The organism is Microcella sp. (genome assembly GCF_025808395.1).
Classification (GTDB): Bacteria; Actinomycetota; Actinomycetes; order Actinomycetales; family Microbacteriaceae; genus Microcella.
The window spans coordinates 2,135,719-2,151,434 of the sequence record NZ_CP075524.1 but is presented as its reverse complement, the minus strand read 5'-3'; the positions used below and the strand labels follow the sequence as shown (position 1 = coordinate 2,151,434).

The window sequence follows — 15,716 nt, the reverse complement described above, 5'->3', positions numbered from 1 at the left end:
TGAATAGAGCCATGACATTCACACGCATGACTGCCCTGGCCCTGCTCACCGCCGCCTCGAACGTCGCTCTCGCCGGCTGCTCGATCGGCGACACCCTCAACAATGAGAGGGTCACCGAGTTCTCGACGAGCGCCGAACTCGTCGACACCTGGTCGAAGTCGGCACCGTGGCTGCCGGCCGACGCCACCGACATCACCACTCGAGAGACTCCGGATGCTGAGCCGGCGGTGCTGCTCGCGACGAGCTCTCGCTCACTCGACCCCGAACTCTGCATCGAGGTCGAGCGCCAGTCTGGCCCCGTGTTCTCGGTCGACGGAGCCCCGCAGGCCTACGTCGACATGGTCTTCGCGTGCGGCGACTGGGCAGTGATCCCCACCGACGACGGCTGGTACGGCTGGACCCCGAACCACCCCGACGAGAAGGCGGCGTCTGACCGGCTCAACTGATGTGCGAGAGCGCCGCCCAGACCTGCCAACTCGGAAAGACGATCCAGTACGAGTAGGCGAGCGAACTCCACCCGAGCATCCCCACGCCAAGCGCGAGCGCGGCGGCGCTCGCAACCGTGACGCGTCGCCTCCTGCCGGTCAGCAGGTGATTCGCCACCGCTCCCGCCCCGACGATGAGCACCACGCTCACGATCGCGATGAGCGCGATCTGCGCCCGGTCATCGGCGAAGCACGGCCCCGGTGTCGGCAGCGAGGCGGCGCACACCTCGGGGCCGGGGGCCGCCGCGTTGATGAGCAGCACGAGGGCGGCACCGAGCAGCACCAGCGCACTGTCGACGAGCAGGTGACCCCATCGTCGGGTGCTGAGGGTGCTGCTCGATGACATGCCTCGAGGCTAGCGAATCGACTACGCCGCAGCAGCTTCGCGAGCAGCGGGCTCGTCGCGCTCGACGAGAAACCGCGTGTACGCGGGCACCGTCAGGAAGGTTGGGAAGTCTTCCTGCAGCGTCACCGTGCGAAAGACCTCCTCGGCCTCGGCGAGCTTGTGGCCGTCGGGCTTCGGCAGCTCTGCCAGAACCTCGGCGAGCATCCCTTCCACGAGCGTGCGCGACACGATCTGGCCCTCGACCGTCTCGTGGTCGAGGTGCATCCACTGCCAGAGTTGCGAGCGGCTGATCTCGGCTGTCGCCGCGTCTTCCATGAGGTTGTCGATCGCAGCAGCCCCGACCCCGCGCAACCACGACTCGAGGTAGCGCACCGTGATCGAGATGTTGGCGCGAACGCCGGCGAGGGTGACAGCGCCGCCCGCCGAGCGGATGTCGAGCAGGTCGCGCGCGCTGACATGCACGTCGTCGCGCTGACGGTCGAGCTGGTTGCGGCTGCTGCCGAGCACGGCGTCGAACTCGGCACGCGCCACCGGAATCAGATCAGGATGCGCCACCCACGACCCATCGAAACCGTCACGAGCCTCTCGGCGCTTGTCGGCAGCGACCCGGTCGAGAGCGCGCTCGGTCACCTCGGGGTCGCGACGGTTCGGAATGAAGGCGCTCATCCCGCCGATCGCGTGGGCACCCCGCTTGTGGCAGGTCTGCACGAGCAGCTCGGTGTAGGCGCGCATGAAGGGCAGCGTCATGAGAATGCGGTCGCGGTCGGGCAGCACGAACCACTGGCCGCGGCCGCGGTAGTTCTTGATGATCGAGAACACGTAGTCCCAGCGGCCGGCGTTGAGTCCGGCGCAGTGGTCGCGCAGTTCGTAGAGGATCTCGTCCATCTCGAACGCCGCCGGAAAGGTCTCGATGAGCACCGTTGCGCGAATCGTGCCGTGGGGCAGGCCCAGGCGCTGCTCGGCAAACGTGAACACGTCGTTCCACAACCGGGCTTCGCGGTGGTTCTCGAGTTTCGGCAGGTAGAAGTAGGGCCCCCGGCCGCGAGCGATGAGCTCGTGCGCGTTGTGAAACAGATAGAGCCCGAAGTCGACGAGGCTCGCGCTCGCGGCGAGGCGTCGGCCCTGAGCATCCACGTGCTCGATGTGCTTCTCGACCAGGTGCCACCCGCGCGGTCGCATGACGATCGTCGGCGTGCGCTCGGCGGTCACCTCATACCGTTTGCCGGCGTCGTTCGTGAACGAGAGCTGCCCCCGAATCGCGTCGAAGAGTGACAGCTGACTCTCGATGATGTTGCCCCAGGTGGGGCTCGTCGCGTCTTCGAGGTCGGCGAGCCACACGTTGGCGCGCGAGTTGAGCGCGTTGATCGTCATCTTCGGGTCGCACGGCCCCGTGATCTCGACGCGGCGATCATCGAGACCGGGGCCGGCCCCGGCCACCCGCCACGTGGTGTCGTCACGAATGTGCGCCGTCTCGGGAAGAAAGTGCAGATCGCGCCCATTGCCCAGGTCGTAGCGCAGCTGCATGCGCTCGGCGAGCAGCTCGTGGCGGCGGCTCGCGAAGCGGTTCTGCAACTCGGTGACGAAGCCCACGGCCTCGGGGGTCAGTATCTCGTCGTAGCGCGGCCGCATCGGCCCGGTGATGCTGAGGGTGTTCGGTGTCGTGCTCATGATCGTCTCCGTGTCTGGTTCGAGAGGTTTAGTGAAACTGCTCTGACTCGGTAGAGCCGACGAGTGCCAGGGTCGCGCTCTCGGGGTTGAGAGCCGTGGCGATGCGGTCGAAGTAGCCGGTGCCCACTTCGCGCTGGTGCTTGGTGGCGGTGTAGCCGTGAGCCTCGGAAGCAAACTCGGCCTCCTGCAGCTCGACGTAGGCGCTCATCTGGCGGTCGCGGTAGCCGCTCGCGAGCTCGAACATGCCGTGGTTGAGCGAGTGGAAGCCCGCGAGGGTGATGAATTGGAACGCGTAGCCCATGGCCGACAGTTCGCGCTGAAACTTCGCGATGGTGTCGTCGTCGAGGTGGCGCTTCCAGTTGAAGCTCGGCGAGCAGTTGTAGGCGAGCTTCTTGCCGGGGAACTCCTGGTGGATGCTCTCGGCGAAGGCGCGCGCGAGCTCGAGGTCGGGCTCGCTCGACTCGACCCAGAGCAAGTCGGCGTATTCGGCGTAGGCGTGCCCCCGTGCGAGCACCGGACCGATGCCAGGCTCGACCTCATAGAAGCCTTCGGCCGTGCGGCCGCCGGTGAGGAAGGGCTTGTCTCGATCATCCACGTCGCTCGTGATGAGGTTGGCGGCGAGCGAGTCGGTGCGCGCGATGACGATCGTGGGCACGTCGGCCACGTCGGCGGCCAGGCGCGCGGCGTTGAGGGTGCGGATGTGCTGGCTCGTAGGAACGAGCACCTTGCCGCCCATGTGGCCGCACTTCTTCTCGCTCGCGAGCTGGTCCTCCCAGTGCACGCCCGCGGCGCCGGCCTCGATCATGCCGTGCATGAGTTCGTAGGCGTTGAGCGGGCCGCCGAAGCCGGCCTCGGCGTCGGCGACGATGGGGGCCATCCAGTCGGTGTCGTTCTGCTCGATCTGGCCCGCGCGCAGCAACGCGTTGTTGATGCGGCGCACGACGGCGGGCACCGAGTTGGCCGGGTAGAGGCTCTGGTCGGGGTAGGTCTGGCCCGACAGGTTGGCGTCGGCGGCCACCTGCCAGCCGCTCAAGTAGATGGCCTTGAGGCCCGCGCGCACCTGCTGCACGGCCTGGTTGCCGGTGAGGGCGCCGAGGGCGTACGTCCACTCGTCGGGGTTGTCGGTGTTGGCCTGAATCTGCTGCCACAGCTTCTCGGCGCCGCGGCGGGCGAGCGTGCGCTCTTCGCGCACGGGGCCGCGCAGCGCGATGACGTCGTCGGCGGTGTAGTCGCGGCGCACGCCGTTCCAGCGGGCGTCGGTCTTCCAGCGGGTCTCGAGCTCGGCGGCGGTCTCGGTCTGGTCGCCCGGGCGGTTCGGCTGGTTCTGCGTCATGAGGTGCTCCTTCGATAGTTGCTCGGGGTGCTGTGCACTCACGTCTGCAGAACTGCCCGCCTGGCCCGCGAACTGTGCGAGGGCGGCGCTTCTGCAGTAGTTAGTGCACAGAGCCGTCGCATGAGCGGCGGCGCCGGTGGTCGTGTGAGCAACACTGGGCGAAGAATCGACCCTCGAACCGATCGAGACCGCCTGAAATACCGAGAAAGTTCAGTTGCGCTGAAAACTGAGGCCTGTCAGGCTCTCGACATGCTCGATTCGCCGCTCAAACCCCCTCAGGCTGATGAGGTGATCGATTCGTTGACCCTCGGCAAGCGCATCCGGCAATTGCGAACGGATGCCGCGCTCACGCTCGCCGACGTGGCGAGTGCCGTCGGGGTGGCGACATCGCACATGTCGAGCCTCGAGAACGGCAAGCGCGAGGCGAAGCTCAGCGAGCTGCAGTCGGTCGCTCGAGCCGTCGGAGTCTCGCTCGACGAGCTGCTCACCCCCACGCCGCCGAGCAGGCGGGCGGCGCTCGAGATCGCGCTGGCGCGGGCCCAGGAGGGCCCGCTGTTCGCGAGTCTGGGCATCGCGCCGCTGCCGGTGCGCAAGAGCCTGAGCGATGAGGCGATCGAGACCGTGCTGGCTCTGCACGACGAGCTGCAGCGCGTGCACGTCGAGCGCGCCGCCACCCCTGAAGAGGCGCGGCGCGCGAACGCAGAACTGCGTCGGGCGATGCGCGACCGCGGCAACTACTTCGGCGAGCTCGAGAGTGCGGCGGCCGACCTGCTGCGCGCCGTGGGGCACGAGGGCGGGCCGCTGCCGCAGCGTGTGGCGGGCGAACTCGCCGCGCACCTCGGCTTCACACTGCACCACGTGAGCGACCTGCCGAGCTCGACCCGGTCGATCACCGACCTCGAGAACGGGCGCATCTACCTGCCCGTCGCGAACGCACCGGGTCGCGACCCCCGCACGACCCTGCTGCAGGCCCTCGCCGCGCACGTGCTCGGGCGCCCAGAGCCGCGCGACTATGCCGAGTTTCTCACCCAGCGCGTCGAGACCAACTACCTCGCCGCCGCTCTGCTCATCGCCGAGGCCGACGCCGTGGCGTTTCTGCAGAAGGCGAAAGAGCGCCGCGAGCTCGCCGTCGAAGACCTGCGCGACGCCTTCGCGGTGTCGTACGAGACGGCCGCGCACAGGTTCACGAACCTCGCGACCGAGCACCTGGGTATTCCGGTGCACTTCTTGAAGGTGTCACCGGCGGGCGTGCTCTCGAAGGCCTACGAGAACGACAGCGTGCAGTTTCCGGCAGACGCCCTCGGCGCGGTCGAAGGGCAACTGGTGTGCCGCAAGTGGTCAGCGCGCCAGGTGTTCGATGAGCCCGACCGCTTCAGCGCCTATCACCAGTACACCGATAAGCCCACCGGCACCTACTGGTGCACCTCGCGCATCGAGTCGGGCTCGGCGGGCGAGTTCTCGATCTCGGTCGGCACGCCGTTCGCGCACGTCAAATGGTTTCGCGGGCGCGAGACCACGCGTCGGGGCGAGTCGACCTGCCCCGACGCGGCGTGCTGCCGACAGGCGCCGGCACCGCTCGCCGAGCGCTGGAGCGGCTCGGCGCGGCCTCAAGCGCGCGTCCACTCGTCGCTGCTCGCCGCGCTGCCGACTGAATCGTTTCCCGGCGTCGACCAGACCGAGGTCTTCGGCTTTCTCGAGCGGCACGCGCCGGGCGGAGCAGGCGCATGAAGTACTCGATCGACGCGAGCTCGGCGACCCCGCCGTTCGAGCAGCTGCGCACTCAAGTGCGCGACGCGGTCGCGGCCGGTGAGCTCGTCGCGGGCGCCAAGCTGCCGACCGTGCGCGCGCTCGCCGAGCAGCTGGGGCTCGCAGTCAACACGGTTGCGCGCGCCTACCGCGAGCTCGAGTCCGACGGCATCATCGAGACCCGCGGGCGCGCGGGCTCGTTCGTCGCCCCGCAGGGCGATGCCGCGCAGCAGCAGGCGCAGGTCGCCGCCCGTGAGTTCGTCGAGCGAGCACGGCGGCTCGGCCTCGACGACGCGGTCGCGCTCGAGCTCGTGCGTGCGGCGCAGCGCGGCTGAGCCTGCCCCGGCGCGCACCGCAGGAGAGCCGGCGCGCCCGCTGGCCGCAGCTACCTGATGCGCGACCGCAGCCGCACGACCGGCCGCAGCGCCCGGATCGAGCGCGCCCGCAGCGCGCCCCACCAGAGCCCTGCGCCGTAGGCGAGGTCGTCGAGCCGACGCGCGACGGCAAACGACAGCAACCCCATGCCCGTCGCGGTGCGACGGTGCTCGTACAGGGCATCGGCGACCGCGGCGACGACGGTCGCACGCCGAAACCGGCGCGAGACGAGTGATCCAGCGACGGCGAGAGGCCACCAGTGCCGCGTCAGCAGTTCGGCGGTCTGCGCGGTGGCGGCGAGCGCCCCCATGCCGGTGAGCCGCGCCGCGATGCGTGCTCGATCGGCGGTGGGCCGCAACCGCGATCCGATGCGCACGGCGGCGACGGCGGCAGCCCCCGCGGCGATGGGCAGCGACCAGCGCCGCTGCGCGAGCAGGGCTCCCACGAACACGAGGGTCCACGGCGTGTAGACGGCGGGCGCGACGGTGTCGCCGTGCCGCGCCGCGAGGTCGTCGGCCCCCGTGCCGTAGAAGGCCTTGCGGCCGAGCCAGTCGAGCAGGGTGCGCCGGTGCTCGTGCCTCGCCTCGACCGCTGGCTCGTAGCGCACGCGCCAGCCCTGCTCGCACAGCCGCCAGACGAGGTCGACGTCTTCTGCCACTCTCATGCCCGGTGTGAACCCCGCGCCGATCGCGTCGGTGCGCGCGACGAGGCAGGCTGCCGGCAGCCACGACACGCGCGCTCCGGGTCGCACGACCGAGGGCTCGGCGCCGAGGTCGAGCGACGACCGCGCCGCCTCGTACCGCGTGATCCAGTTCGGTCGGCCCTCGGGCTCGAGGCCGGCGATGCGCGGGGCGACGAGACCGACGCGCGGGTCGCCGAAGTGCCGCAGCAGCTGCGGCAGCGTGTCGGCATCGATCACCATGTCGCTGTCGATGAAAGCCACGAAGGGGGTCGTGACTGCCGCGAGCCCGGCGTTGCGCGCCCCCGCTGGTCCGAGATTCTCGGGCAGCGAGATGACACGGGCGCCGTGCTGCTCGGCGACGCGCCGCACTGCCTCCGGTCGTCGCGAGCGGTCGTCGACGACGATCACCGGGGTTGCGCTCGGGATGCTCGCCAGCAGCCGCGCGACCGCGTCGGGCCGATCGTGCGCGGGCACCACCACGGTCACCCGTCCGGTCACGTCGGGCAGCTCGGCGACGACAGGGTCTGCGGCGCCGGCGTCGAGCAGCCTCTCGGCGAGCGCCGCGGTGCCCGACGAGCCCACGACGAGGCGCCCGCCGGTGAGCATCGTGCGGGCGAGCGCCGTGAGGTAGAGCACCCGCGTCGGGGCGCCGCCGACGAGCGTCGCCCCCTCGTCGGCGACCCAGGTGCGGCGGTTCAGCCGCACCGTGAAGCCGTCGGGCAGGCGCGCGGCGGCCGTCACTGCGGCGCTCGCAGCATGCCGTCGCCGTCCGTCACCCCACGCTCGATGTGCCGCACAGCCTCGTCGACGAGCGTCGCGAGCAGCGCGGCCCCCTCGGCCGCCGTCGCACCACGGGGGTCGCCCAGCACGCCGTTCGGTGCAACCTCGTGCAGCCGGCCCGCTCGCAGGGCGGGCATCAGCTCGACGAGCGCACGGGTGGCGCCCTCGACCTCGGCGAAGTCGCCGACCCGCTCGGGCGCGAAGTGCAGCATGAGCGCGGTCTCGGTGCGACCCGCGTGCGCGTCACTCGGCGAGCTGCTGGGCACGGTGAGCCCGATCCACGCCACGTCGTGACCTTCGGCGCGCAGAGTGGGTACGACCTCCGACAGCACGGGCGTGTTGCCGCCGTGCCCGTTCACGAGCACCACTCGAGCCGCCCACGTGCGCGCCGAGCGCACGAGCTCGACGAGCAGCAGGCGCAGGGCATCCTGCCCGATCGAGAGGGTGCCCGCGAACTGCTGGTGCTCGCCGCTCGAGCCGTAGGCGAGCACGGGCGCGACGACCGCGCCGAGCCGCGCGCCCGCCGACCGCGCGACAGCCTCAGCGACGACGGCGTCGACCGTGAACGGCAGGTGCGGGCCGTGCTGCTCGGTAGATCCGAGCGGCACGAGCATCAGGGGCTGGTTCGGGATGCCCGGCCAGGCCACCTCGTCGAGTCGCGTCACGACGCCACCGTATCGGGGTTGCCCGGCACGGTGCGGCTCAGCGGATCTTCTCGAAGCCCTCGGGCACGTACACGTCGTCGCGCGTGAGCTCGCTGAGCGAGCCGCGCCCGAGCCCGAGCAGCGCCGAGTCGATGCCGCCGCGCATGATGTCGAGCACGTTCTCGACCCCCGCCTGCCCGTTGGCGGCGAGACCCCAGAGGTAGGCACGGCCGATCATCACGGCGCGAGCTCCGAGCGCGACAGCCTTGACGACGTCGGAGCCACGGCGCACCCCGCCGTCGAGCACGATCTCGATCTGGTCGCCGACCGCTTCGGCGATGCCCGGAAGCATGCGAATCGGCGCCGGAATCGTGTCGAGGTTGTTGCCGCCGTGGTTCGAGACCGAGATGGTCGTGGCGCCGATGTCGATCGCCCGCTTGGCATCGTCGATGCGCCCGACGCCTTTGAGCATGAACGGGCCGTCCCACTGCTCGCGCAGCCACCGCACGTCGTCCCAGCTGGGCGGGGGCGTGCCCATCCACTCGCCGTATGCGCCGAAGAAGGTCGGTGGCTCGCCGCCCGCCTTGGGCTTCAGGTTGGGCGCCTTGAGGTCGGGCACGCGGAAGGTCTTGGCGAAGCTCCACAGCCAGGGGATGCGCGGCAGCGCGTGCGGGGCGAAGTTCAGCGCCGCGCCGAGCGTCAGCCGCTCGGGAATCTGCGGGCTGCCCCAGTCGCGACCGTGCGAGAACGACCAGTCGAGAGTGGCGATGAGTCCCTTGGCGCCAGCGGCCTTCGCCCGCTCGATCCGATGCACCATCTCCTCTTTCGAGCCGCTCCAGTAGACCTGAAAGAGGGTGTTCGGGTTGGCGGCAACAACGTCTTCCACCGCCTTCGACGCGAACGAGCTCAGGCCCATGATGGTGCCGCGGTTGGCGGCCGCGCGTGACACGGCGATCTCGCCCTGCGGGTGCACGGCCTGCACTCCGGTGGGCGAGATGATGACAGGCAGGGCGATGTCGATGCCCATGACCGAACTCGACAGGTCTCGGTGAGCGTGGTGGTCGGCGATGCGCGGCGCGAAGCCGAGTTCGCTGTACGCCGCGATGTTGTCGTCGAGAGTGACGCCCTTCTCCGAGCCGGCGATCAGCGCCCCGTAGACGGGGGCCGGCAGCCGCTTCTTGGCTCGACGCTGCGCCTCGGCGACGGTCTCGAACCATGCGTTCCTGCTCATCGTGCGTTCTCCTTCTGACGGGTGCGGTTCATGAGGTGAAGATGCGGGTGAGGGCGGGGGCGACATCGCGGTGCGAGAGCACCGTCTGCAGAACGCCGCGGCCGGCCCTCGTCAATTCTCGGGCGAGCTCGGCATCGTGCTCGCCGCTGAGATCGAGCATCACGTCGAGTCGCGGCAGCAGCGCCGCGATCGGTCGCGGGTCGGGGCCGGCGTTGTGCACGCAGTCTGACAGCAGCAGCACCCGCGCGTCCTGCGCGGGCCGCTTGCGCAGCTCTTGGGCAGCCAGCTCGAGCGGGAACCCCACGTTGGTCAGCCCTCGGGCGGGGATGCTGGTCAGCAGGTCGAGCAGGCGATCCGGGGTCTGCTGCTGGCCGAAGGTCTGCAGCACGGCCGCGTCTGACCAGAAGGCGATCAGTGCCAGATCGTCGTTCGACAGTTCGCCCGCGAGCGCCCCGACGATCGCCGCCGCCGTGCGAATGCGCTCGCCCTTCATCGACCCCGAGACGTCGACGATCAGCACGACCGCGCGGCGGGTGCGCACCCGCTCGCGCACGATGATGTCTTCGTCGTCTGGCACCGGGCGCTCGGCGAGCATCTCGATCGTCTTGTCGAGGTCGATCTCGTCGCTGCCGCGCCGGTAGGGCACGCTCGCGAGCGCTCCCGAGCCGCGCTGCGAGCGCGCGTCTCTCTTCGGCCGCGGAATCATCAGTCGCGACGAGATCTGCCGAGCGAGCGAACGCACCGCGGGGTCGAGTGACCCCGACGCCTCCACCGGCACCAGCTCGGCTGCTTCGTCGGTGAACCCCTCGGCGGTTCCGCCCGAGCGCTTCGTCTCGTGGCCCTTGCGCGCTGCCGGTCGCGAGCGGAACACCATGCCGGCGCCGCCCTGCCCCGGCTCGAACACCGTCGGCTTCTCGTCGAGCTGCTTGGGTGCTCGTGACAACGGTCGACTCGTCATCGTCGACCGCTGACCGTGGCGCGTGCGCTGCACGGGTGATTCGACCCGGATATCCCTTCATCCCGGCTTGGCCATCGCTGGCTCGAGCACGAATCGGTCTTCCCAGATCTCGCGCAGCACGGCCTCCGGGCTGATGTCGACCGCCTCATCGATGTGGATGCGCCCCGAGAGCGACACGACCATGGCGTCGTAAACGAGCTCGGCGTATCGCTCGTGGTCGGGCGAGGCGATCGAGCGCAGGCCGGCGAGCTGCTCGGCGACGGCGACGAGGTCGATGGCCCCGCGCACGCTCGAGCCCTGACGGATGTACGGGTGCTCGCGGGTCGCCCGCGTCACCGCCACTGCGTCACTCACGAGGCGATCGGCGATCGCGCTCTGCGGTCTCGCCCGCAGTCGCACGATGCTCTCTTCGGCCGGCGCATCCTGGTAGTCGACCGACAGGCGGTTGAGGCGGTCGGTGATCGACGACGACAGCTTGGTCGTGCCGACGTTGTCGTAGGGGTTCATCGAGGCGATCACCCGGAAGGTCGGTTGCGCGTCAACAGTGCCCACTCGCGGAATCGTCAGTCGGCGATCGGCCATCGCCGTCAGCAGAGTATTGAGGGTGTCGTCAGGAGCACGGTTGAACTCTTCGATATACAGAAACCCCCCGGTCTGCATGGCTTCGGTGAGCGGCCCGGCGACGAAGTTGTCGGGCGAATAGTCTTCGCGCAGCACGCGCGAGGGGTTGTGGTGGCCGACGAGCTTCGCCGGCGTCAGGTCGGCGTTGCCCTCGACGAACAGCAGCGGAATTCCCCACTCGTCGGTGATCGCGCGCAGCATCGTGGTCTTGCTCGTGCCGGGGGGGCCCTCGAGCACGATGTCGCGGCCGGCCGCGACGGCCGCGAGCGTGAGCTCGATCTCACGCTCGCGGCCGACGAGGTGCCCGGCGACCCGATCGCGGCTCGCCGAGACAGTGGAGGCGTCGTTCACTGCACCATCGTTCCGGCGTCGACCGGCAGGGTCACGCCCGTGATGTAGCGCGCCTCGTCAGAGGCCAAGAACACCATGGCGTTCGAGATGTCGTACGACTCGAGCATCTCGATGCCCATGGGGTTCATCTGCTTCGCCACTTCGGCGAAGTCGGCGGCAGTCGGGTTCTCAAGGTCAGGCCTGAAGAGCTTCGCGATCGTGTCGTTGGTCACCATCACGGTGTTGACCGACCCGGGGTGCACCGAGTTGACCCTGATGTGGTGCGGGGCCAGCTCGAGCGCAAGCGTGCGCATGAGGCCGACCACGGCGTGCTTCGACGCGACGTAGTGCGCGAAGTTCGGATAGCCCATGAGCCCTGCGACCGAACTGGTGAGAATGATCGACCCGCCGTGCTCGTTCTTCTTGAGGTGCGGAATCGCCGCTTTCGCGGTGCGCCAGACACCGGCGACGTTGATGTCGAGGGTGTCCATGAAGATGTCGTCTTCCATGTCTTCGGCGAACGACGGTGATGTGAAGACTCCAGCGTTGCCGAGCACGACGTCGAGGCGGCCGAGCTGCGCCACACCGTCGTCGACGGCGGCCTTGACTGCTGCGTAGTCGCGCACATCGGCCTTCGTGGCGATGATGCGCCGGTCGAGCGCCTCGACCTGCCGCACCGTCTCGTCCATATCGGCCTGCGTCGCGGGCGCCGAGGGCGAGCCCTTGATCTCGTCAAGCAGGTCGAACCCGATGACGTCGGCACCTTCTTCGGCGAAGCGCAGCGCATGACTGCGACCCTGGCTGCGGGCGACGCCCGAGATCAGTACGACTTTGCCATCCAACCGTCCCATGATGTGTGTCCTTTCGGTGGTGTGAGATGCCCGGCCCGCGGTCGCCCGCGGGCCGGGCAGTGCGCTACTTGATGACTGCGCCGGCGTCGACCGGCAGGGTGACGCCCGTGACGTAACGAGCCTCGTCCGAGGCGAGCCACACCATGGCGTTGGAGATGTCGACCGACTCGACCCATCCGATCGGAAGGGCGTTCATGACCTTGGCCGCTTCGACGAAGTCGTCAGCGGTGGGGTTCTCAAGGTCGGGCCTGAACAGCTTGAACGTCGCCTCGTTGTTGACCATCGGCGTGTCGACCGTGGTCGGGTGGATCGAGTTGACGCGAATGCTCTCGGGGGCGAGCTCGAGCGCAAGGGTGCGCATGAGGCCGACCACACCGTGCTTCGCGGCCACATAGTGACCGACGTTCGCATAGGCCATGAGTCCGGCGGCCGAGCTCGTCATGATGATCGATCCGCCTCGACCGCCCGCCTTGATGTGCGGAATCGCGGCGGCGCATGAACGCCAGACACCGGTGAGGTTGATGTCGACCATGTCGACGAATGCCTCCTCGCTGAGCGATTCGGCGGGGCCCATGAACGTCGAGACGCCCGCGTTCGCGATCACGACGTCGAGTCGCCCGAGTTGCGCAACTCCATCGTCGACCGCCTTCTTCACCTGTGCCAGGCTGCGAACGTCGGCCTTCGTCGCCACGATGCGTCGGTCGAGCGCCTCCACGGCGGCGACAGTCTCATCCATGTCGGCCTGCGTGGCCGGCGGCGAGGTGCTGCCGGCGATGGGCTCGAGCACGTCGATGCCGATGATGTCGGCGCCCTCTTCGGCGAATCTGATCGCATGACTGCGACCTTGTCCGCGAGCAACGCCCGTGATGAATACCACTTTGCCTTCTAGACGCCCCATTGCGTTCTCCTTCTTCATTGTGGGTGAGTAGCCCCGCGTACCTCGGCGGGGCTGTCTTGCCGGGTCACGGCGACCCGGCGACGATCAGCAGACGACCATTCCGGCGTCGACCGAGACCTGGGTGCCGGTGACGAACTTGGCCTCGTCGGAGGCGAGCCACAGCACCGCGTTGGCCTGATCGACCGGCTCTGTGGTCGTCTCGGGCAGCACGCCGTAGCCGCCCATCACGATGCCGGGGTTCTTCTCGATGTATTCGGGGAACGCGGCTCCCATGCCTCCCATCGCGGTGTTGACGCCACCCGGGTGCAGGGTGTTGACGCGGATGCCGAATCGCCCGAGCTCGAGGGCGTACGCCTTGCCGAGCCCTGTGACCCCGTGCTTCGCCGCGATGTACGCGGTGAGAAACGGCAGCGCGACCAGGCCGGCCGCCGAGCTGGTGAGAATGATCGATCCGCCGCCGCGCGCCTTGAGGTGCGGCACGGCAACCTGCACCGTGTGCCACACGCCGGTGAGGTTGGTGTCGATCGTGTTCTTCCAGATCTCGGGCGTCGTGCTCTCGGCATCGGCGATGATGCAGATTCCTGCATTGCCGACGACGATGTCGAGACCACCCAGCTCGGCGACGCCCTCGTCGACCGCGGCCTTGAGCGCCGCGTGATCACGGACGTCGGCCTGGCGGGCGACGATACGACGGTCGAGCGCCTCGATCTGCCGGACGGTCTCGGCCAGATCATCGGGCGTGGCGGGCGGGTACTGCAGATCGGGCACCGGAGCACAGAGGTCGACCGCGATGATGTCGGCGCCCTCCTCTGCGAGGCGCAGCGCGTGCGCCCGACCTTGACCACGAGCGGCGCCCGTGACGAATGCGACTTTTCCTGATACACGCCCCATCGCGTGCCTCCTTCTGATCGTTTCTGGAGTTGTGGTGCCGCGAACCGCGCGGCGCGGGGTTGGTCTCAGTGGCCGCCGCAGGCGCACGCCGTCGACGTGGGAGAGAAGCCCGCGAGCGGGCTCTCGGCGCAGGCGTGCGCCGGCGGGGCATCCGGACGACGGATGCTCAGCGTGAGGGGCACGGGCCCGGTCGAGCCGCGCGGCCGCGGTGGCGAGGTGCGGTGCGAGTGGTCGCCCGAGGGCTTCGGCAGAGCATCCGTCGCCCGCTCAGCCAGCAGCTGCTCGCCGAAGCCGCGCACGCACTCCGGGTCTGGCCCGTCGAGCGGCAGCCCCGTGAAGAACTTCGCCGCCATGCACCCACCCCGGCACGAGTCGTAGAACGAGCACGAACCGCAGGCGCCGCCGCCGGTGGGTTCGCGCAGTCGTCGGAACAACTCCGACTCGCGCCACACGCCCGCGAAGCCGCCCTCGTCGCGAACGCTGCCGGCGAGGAACTCGTCGTGGATCGCGAAGGGGCATGCATAGACGTCGCCGACGGGATCGATGAGGCAGACGACGCGGCCCGCGCCGCACAGGTTCAGGCCGGGCAGCGCTTCGCCGAACGCCGAGAGGTGAAAGAACGAGTCGCCCGTCAGCACGCCCTCGCCGTTCGCGACGAGCCAGTCGTAGAGCTCGCGCTGCTGGTGGGGCAACGGGTGCAGGTCGTCCCACACGTCGGCACCGCGACCGCTCGGCCGCAGCCGAGTGAGTCGCAGTTGCGCCCCGAACCGGTCGGCGATGGCCTTGAACTCATCGAGTTGCGGAATGTTGTCTCGCGTGCAGACGACCGAGATCTTGAACCCGACGAAGCCCGCATCGGCAAGGTTCTGCATCGCGCGGATGGCGGTGTCGTACGAGCCCGGCCCGCGCACACGGTCGTTGACCTCGGCGGTGGCGCCGTCGAGCGAGATCTGCACATCGACGTAGTCGCTCGCGGCCAGCCGTTGGGCGACCTCGGGCGTGAGCTTGATGCCGTTGGTCGAGAACTTCACCCCGACCTGATGATCGGTGGCGTAGTCGACGAGCTCCCAGAAGTCGCTGCGCACGGTCGGCTCACCGCCGCCGATGTTGACGTAGAACACCTGCATGCGCTGCAGCTCGTCAATGACCGCTTTGCACTCGTCGGTCGTCAGCTCGCGAGGGTCGCGTCGGCCAGAGCTCGACAGACAGTGGCTGCACGACAGGTTGCAGGCGTAGGTGAGCTCCCAGGTGAGACAGATGGGGGCATCCAGACCTCGCTCGAAGTGACCGATGAGCGTCTGCGAGGTCGGGGCGGGTGCACCTGGCGAGATGCTCGCGGGCCGTGCGGACGACGGTGGAGGAACGACGAGCGTCATGCCGCCACCTCACTCGGGGCCTCGACACGCAGCATCGACGAAGCGACGAGCGTCTCGATCGCTCGGCGATAGCGATCGGTGTGAGCATCGGTGACGTCTGCGACAGCGAACGCATCGGCGAGGCTGCGCTGACCGTCGCACGCTCGCACGATGTCGAGCAGGCGGCGGTCTTTCAGAAAGCTGAGCTGTCGAGTGCCGAAGTGGTACAGGAGCGCACCGAAGGGCTCGGGCCTGATAGAGACCCGCGGGTGAATCGTGACGATGTGGTCGAACTCGAGTGAGGCCATGACGGGCTCAGTAGACGCCGCACATTCCGTCGATAGAGACTTCTTCGACCAGCGATTCCTCGTCAACAAGCTCGTCGGCGGGCTCGGGGGTCACAGTGGGCGAAACGCTCATGGCTTGCTCCTTTGCAGTGAGTCGGCGACGATGATGTGCCGACGGCCGGTGAAGGTTACTGTATTGGCACTCAGTGCCGAAGGGAAGAGGTGGCGGTGAACC

At 69.0% G+C, this 15,716-nt stretch carries 17 protein-coding genes; 3 read left to right on the top strand and 14 right to left on the bottom strand.

The window, feature by feature from the left end; all coding sequences use genetic code 11:
• The first annotated feature begins 11 nt into the window (after positions 1–11).
• The gene (locus KIT89_RS10530) at positions 12–446 is read left to right on the top strand and encodes a hypothetical protein (protein ID WP_297601294.1); all 435 of its coding nucleotides are present in this window, start codon (positions 12–14) and stop codon (positions 444–446) included.
• Here the strand turns inward: KIT89_RS10530 and KIT89_RS10525 are convergent.
• The 3 genes from KIT89_RS10525 to aceA are packed head-to-tail and all read right to left on the bottom strand — an operon-like array spanning position 439 to position 3,832.
• The gene (locus KIT89_RS10525; protein WP_297601291.1) at positions 439–831 is read right to left on the bottom strand and encodes a hypothetical protein; all 393 of its coding nucleotides are present in this window, start codon (positions 829–831) and stop codon (positions 439–441) included. The two genes, KIT89_RS10530 and KIT89_RS10525, sit on opposite strands and share 8 nt — an antisense overlap.
• Positions 832–852: 21 nt before the next feature.
• Positions 853–2,499 carry a malate synthase A gene (aceB, locus tag KIT89_RS10520; RefSeq protein ID WP_297601288.1) on the bottom strand — a complete coding sequence of 549 codons (1,647 nt, stop codon included), beginning with the start codon at positions 2,497–2,499 and terminating at the stop codon, positions 853–855.
• 28 nt (positions 2,500–2,527) lie between these two features.
• Entirely contained in the window at positions 2,528–3,832 is a 1,305-nt protein-coding gene (gene aceA / locus KIT89_RS10515) for an isocitrate lyase (RefSeq protein ID WP_297601285.1), read from the bottom strand.
• A gap of 249 nt (positions 3,833–4,081) precedes the next feature.
• Between aceA and KIT89_RS10510 the strand changes: the two genes are divergently transcribed.
• The gene (locus KIT89_RS10510; RefSeq protein ID WP_297601282.1) at positions 4,082–5,560 is read left to right on the top strand and encodes a helix-turn-helix transcriptional regulator; all 1,479 of its coding nucleotides are present in this window, start codon (positions 4,082–4,084) and stop codon (positions 5,558–5,560) included.
• Positions 5,557–5,913 (top strand): GntR family transcriptional regulator, encoded by a 357-nt coding sequence (locus tag KIT89_RS10505; RefSeq protein WP_297601278.1) that lies wholly within the window; start codon positions 5,557–5,559, stop codon positions 5,911–5,913. Before KIT89_RS10510 ends, KIT89_RS10505 begins: the two co-directional genes overlap by 4 nt.
• 50 nt (positions 5,914–5,963) lie before the next feature.
• On the opposite strand, the gene mftF is transcribed toward KIT89_RS10505, so the two are convergent.
• The 11 genes from mftF to mftA form a co-directional block, all read right to left on the bottom strand.
• Positions 5,964–7,376: a mycofactocin biosynthesis glycosyltransferase MftF gene (mftF, locus tag KIT89_RS10500; RefSeq protein WP_297601275.1), complete on the bottom strand. Its 1,413-nt coding sequence runs from the start codon at positions 7,374–7,376 to the stop codon at positions 5,964–5,966.
• Positions 7,373–8,080: a mycofactocin biosynthesis peptidyl-dipeptidase MftE gene (mftE, locus tag KIT89_RS10495; protein ID WP_297601272.1), complete on the bottom strand. Its 708-nt coding sequence runs from the start codon at positions 8,078–8,080 to the stop codon at positions 7,373–7,375. The genes mftF and mftE overlap by 4 nt, the downstream gene beginning before the upstream one ends.
• A gap of 37 nt (positions 8,081–8,117) precedes the next feature.
• Positions 8,118–9,290, bottom strand: a complete 1,173-nt coding sequence (mftD, locus tag KIT89_RS10490) for a pre-mycofactocin synthase MftD (RefSeq protein ID WP_297601269.1) — start codon at positions 9,288–9,290, stop codon at positions 8,118–8,120.
• A gap of 28 nt (positions 9,291–9,318) precedes the next feature.
• The gene (locus KIT89_RS10485; RefSeq protein WP_297601266.1) at positions 9,319–10,248 is read right to left on the bottom strand and encodes a VWA domain-containing protein; all 930 of its coding nucleotides are present in this window, start codon (positions 10,246–10,248) and stop codon (positions 9,319–9,321) included.
• A gap of 57 nt (positions 10,249–10,305) precedes the next feature.
• Positions 10,306–11,220 (bottom strand): MoxR family ATPase, encoded by a 915-nt coding sequence (locus tag KIT89_RS10480; RefSeq protein WP_297601264.1) that lies wholly within the window; start codon positions 11,218–11,220, stop codon positions 10,306–10,308.
• Positions 11,217–12,050 (bottom strand): mycofactocin-coupled SDR family oxidoreductase, encoded by an 834-nt coding sequence (locus tag KIT89_RS10475; RefSeq protein ID WP_297601262.1) that lies wholly within the window; start codon positions 12,048–12,050, stop codon positions 11,217–11,219. The genes KIT89_RS10480 and KIT89_RS10475 overlap by 4 nt, the downstream gene beginning before the upstream one ends.
• Positions 12,051–12,114: 64 nt before the next feature.
• Entirely contained in the window at positions 12,115–12,948 is an 834-nt protein-coding gene (locus tag KIT89_RS10470; RefSeq protein ID WP_297601259.1) for a mycofactocin-coupled SDR family oxidoreductase, read from the bottom strand.
• Between the two features lie 84 nt (positions 12,949–13,032).
• Positions 13,033–13,839 carry a mycofactocin-coupled SDR family oxidoreductase gene (locus KIT89_RS10465; protein ID WP_297601256.1) on the bottom strand — a complete coding sequence of 269 codons (807 nt, stop codon included), beginning with the start codon at positions 13,837–13,839 and terminating at the stop codon, positions 13,033–13,035.
• Positions 13,840–13,904: 65 nt separating this feature from the next.
• Positions 13,905–15,215, bottom strand: a complete 1,311-nt coding sequence (gene mftC / locus KIT89_RS10460) for a mycofactocin radical SAM maturase (protein WP_297601254.1) — start codon at positions 15,213–15,215, stop codon at positions 13,905–13,907.
• Positions 15,212–15,502, bottom strand: a complete 291-nt coding sequence (mftB, locus tag KIT89_RS10455; RefSeq protein ID WP_297601251.1) for a mycofactocin biosynthesis chaperone MftB — start codon at positions 15,500–15,502, stop codon at positions 15,212–15,214. The genes mftC and mftB overlap by 4 nt, the downstream gene beginning before the upstream one ends.
• A gap of 7 nt (positions 15,503–15,509) precedes the next feature.
• Positions 15,510–15,614 carry a mycofactocin precursor MftA gene (gene mftA, locus KIT89_RS10450; protein ID WP_297601248.1) on the bottom strand — a complete coding sequence of 35 codons (105 nt, stop codon included), beginning with the start codon at positions 15,612–15,614 and terminating at the stop codon, positions 15,510–15,512.
• Positions 15,615–15,716 lie beyond the last annotated feature (102 nt).